Origin of the sequence: Roseovarius marisflavi (genome assembly GCF_900142625.1) — a bacterium.
GTDB classification, from domain to species: Bacteria; Pseudomonadota; Alphaproteobacteria; order Rhodobacterales; family Rhodobacteraceae; genus Roseovarius; species Roseovarius marisflavi.
In genome coordinates this window covers 1-3,081 of sequence record NZ_FRBN01000062.1, presented here as the reverse complement: position 1 = coordinate 3,081, position 3,081 = coordinate 1, and the positions used below count along the sequence as shown (strand labels likewise).

Sequence of the window (3,081 nt, the reverse complement as noted above, 5' to 3'; positions counted from 1 at the left end):
CCTGAAAGCCATAGCAGGCGGGCACAAACAAACCGATATCAACCTGCTGCTGCCCTGGAACTACGTCAATCCGGTGTGAACGGCGCACCGCTTACCGAAGATATCCATAGATTGAGCGAAGTCCTAGAAAAACCGCGCGGATGCGATGGGGATGCATTCTGGCGCCGCCACTGCCCCAAGGTGAAACCTCCCATAGCCGGAAGCGACATCTTGATCTCATCAGGCCCGTTGAGAGAGTCCAGGGTGCGCGTCCCGGTTTTGCGCTGTCTCGGTGCGCGCCGAGGGACTCATCGCGGCCAGCGAGTGGCTCAGCCAGCCTGAGAGGCTGCTTGTTAAGGAGATGAGCTTTTCTTCACATATGCGCCATGACATGTTATCAAAAATGGATTTCTTTAACGTTTGGTGCGTCTCATGTTAACGCCGACCTACAAGATGCCCGTGCTTCCCCCGCCTGTGGAATTGGAGACCGTCTCGGTCCTGAAGGCTCTGGTTCGCGCGAACCGTGCCTTGGCAGAGCTCAAGGGGCGCGCGGCGACGATACCCAATCAGGGTATTCTGATTGATACATTGGCGTTGCAGGAAGCAAAAGCTTCCTCAGAGATCGAGAACATCGTCACCACTCAGGATGAACTCTTTCAGGCCGACCTGTTTCCGGAAGGGCCGCGATCTGGTGCTGCCAAGGAGGTCGCGCTCTACCGGGATGCGTTGAAACTCGGGTTTCAGCGCCTCGTTGATACGCAAGGCCTCATCACGAACGGCACCTTGATCGACATGTTCCGGCTGCTGAAGGGACGCTCAGGTGGATTCCGGTCAACGCCAGGCACCGCGCTGAGAAATGAAGTCACGCGGGATATGGTCTATGTGCCACCGCAAGATCTCCATGAAATCGAATCTCAGATGTCGGCGCTGGAGCGGTTCGTGAATGACGATGAAATCTGCGATCTTGATCCTCTCATCAAGATGGCGCTCATCCATCACCAATTCGAAAGCATCCATCCCTTTCCGGATGGCAATGGCCGTGTCGGGCGCATTCTGAACGTGCTCTACCTGACGCGCACGGGATTGCTCGACATTCCGATCCTTTATCTCAGTCGTTACATCACCCGGAACAAGACGGATTACTATCGCCACCTGCAAGCTGTCCGGGAGGACGGGGATTGGGAGGGGTGGCTGCTCTACATGTTGCAGGGCGTCGCGGAAACCTCGCATACAACACTCTCGCTTGTTGAGGCCATTCGCGGCCAGATGGCAGGGGCCAAGCACCGCCTTAGAAGCGAGTTGCCCAAGATCTACAGTCAAGACCTGCTGAATAATCTGTTCCGGCATCCCTATACTCGCATCGATTTCGTCATGAATGACCTCAAGGTTACGCGGCAGACGGCCTCGAAATACCTTGAGGCACTCGCCGAACGTGGTTTTGTGGAAAAGCATCAGTCGGGCCGCAGCAACTACTACATCAACGTGCCACTGGTCGCGCTGTTCATGGATAATGGCGCTTAGCGGTTTTGCTGCCCGCAACAGCGCATCGCTGTTGATCGCTGCAAGAAGGTCGCCAAGCGTGGTCTCGACAGGAAGATCTTTCCCACGCAGGCCGGCCTGAACCTTGTCGATCAAGTGTGAAACCAACCGCTCCGCCGCCTGCCTGCGAAGCTGAGCGGTTTGCTCGATTATCGCCCATGATCTTTGCATTCGCACCATGAGACTGCCTCTGGAAACCTTGCGCAGGCCGATATTGCCTTTGCCGCCATCCATGTCGCGGCCATCCTGCGCAATCCCACGGAGCAACCCCTCGACAACATCGGGCCGCACGGAGGCGTGTCCCTGCTCCCGGAGGGCCTGTGCCACTGAGGCCAGATGGCAGGGCCAAGCCTCGTCGATGTCCGCGTCTGGCGCTTGCTCTCTTAGAGACGCGACCAGGTCCGCTTCCAACCGAGATGCCGCCTCGAACCGTTTCGGTGAGGCATTCTCGACGCGCAGATGCACAAAGATGGTGATGTTTGTATCATCTTTTGCGATCCCCAGGGCCTCGAGATCCGCCAAGGCCTTGCGCACGCCCGACACCGTTAGCCCACTGACCCCGCAAAGCTCGTCCGTGGTGATGCCCTCTTCTTGCGGCGCGTTGATGATATGCTGCACGATGGCGGCCAGATCCTCGCGCCGCCGCTGGGTGATCTCGGCGGATGCAAGGATCTCGCGGGCCTCTTGCATGCTCCTTATCCGGAGCGAGGCGGGAAACACCTGCACCCGGTTTTCCTCACGGTTCAGAAGGTGCGCCTCTTCCAGCCAGGCGACGGCCGTCTTTACCCGCGTATCGTCGGTATTGCTGTCTCGCTGGAAATCCCGGTCTTTCTCCTCGTGAACAATTTCCCCCGGTGTAGCAACGATCTCACCTCCTTTTCTGGTCCGAGTATCAAGGCGCCGAAGCGCCTTCAGGATCGCGCCGATTTCATGCCGCGCGAGTCGAGACCGCGCGCTCAAGCTGAACTGACGATCGACGTCTTCTGTATTATACAGAAGGACGCAGCTTGCAGGATCACGGTCTCGCCCGGCGCGACCTGCCTCTTGCAAGTAGTTTTCCAGCGACCCAGGCACGTCACCATGAACCACCAGACGGATGTCCGGCTTGTCGACCCCCATCCCAAAGGCGTTGGTAGCCGCGATCACGCGCAGATTGCCAACGCGGAAGTCCTCTTGGATCTCACGCTTTTCATCGGCGCTAAGGCCCGCATGATACCGCTCGGCGGCGATGCCCTGTTGTTTCAGAAACTGCGCCACACGCTCGGTGGCGTTTCGGGTCGCACAATAGACGACTGCCCCCGAGACGCCCTCGCGCGGAAGCTGGGTCTCGATCGTGTCGAGGATATCCGTCATCTTGGTTGCCCGCTGGGTTGGCAGAACCTGGAAGCTCAGGTTCGACCGCGATGCGCCACCGTCGATTAACGCCAGCTCGGCCCCCAACCGCTCTTTGAAATGACTGCGAATGTCCTGTGTGGATGGCTCCTGCATAGCAAGACATTTTTGATCAGATTTGTGCATTTGTCAGAAGCAGTCATGTGTCCGGCCTGTTTGCGCGGTTTTGAC

General features: G+C 58.0%; 1 protein-coding gene and 1 pseudogene. One reads left to right on the top strand and one right to left on the bottom strand.

From position 1 onward, the window contains the following. Positions 1-411 precede the first annotated feature (411 nt). Positions 412-1,500 (top strand): Fic/DOC family N-terminal domain-containing protein, encoded by a 1,089-nt coding sequence (locus tag BUB78_RS19820; protein ID WP_073201135.1) that lies wholly within the window; start codon positions 412-414, stop codon positions 1,498-1,500. Between the two features lie 6 nt (positions 1,501-1,506). Here BUB78_RS19820 and BUB78_RS19815 read toward each other — a convergent pair. Further along, a pseudogene (locus BUB78_RS19815) lies at positions 1,507-2,988 on the bottom strand (helicase-related protein); the annotation flags it as partial. Between the last annotated feature and the right edge of the window lie 93 nt (positions 2,989-3,081).

Coding starts and splice junctions, on each gene's coding strand:
- BUB78_RS19820 (WP_073201135.1), top strand. CDS start 412: ATGTTAACGCCGACCTACAAGATGCCCGTGCTTCCCCCGCCTGTGGAA.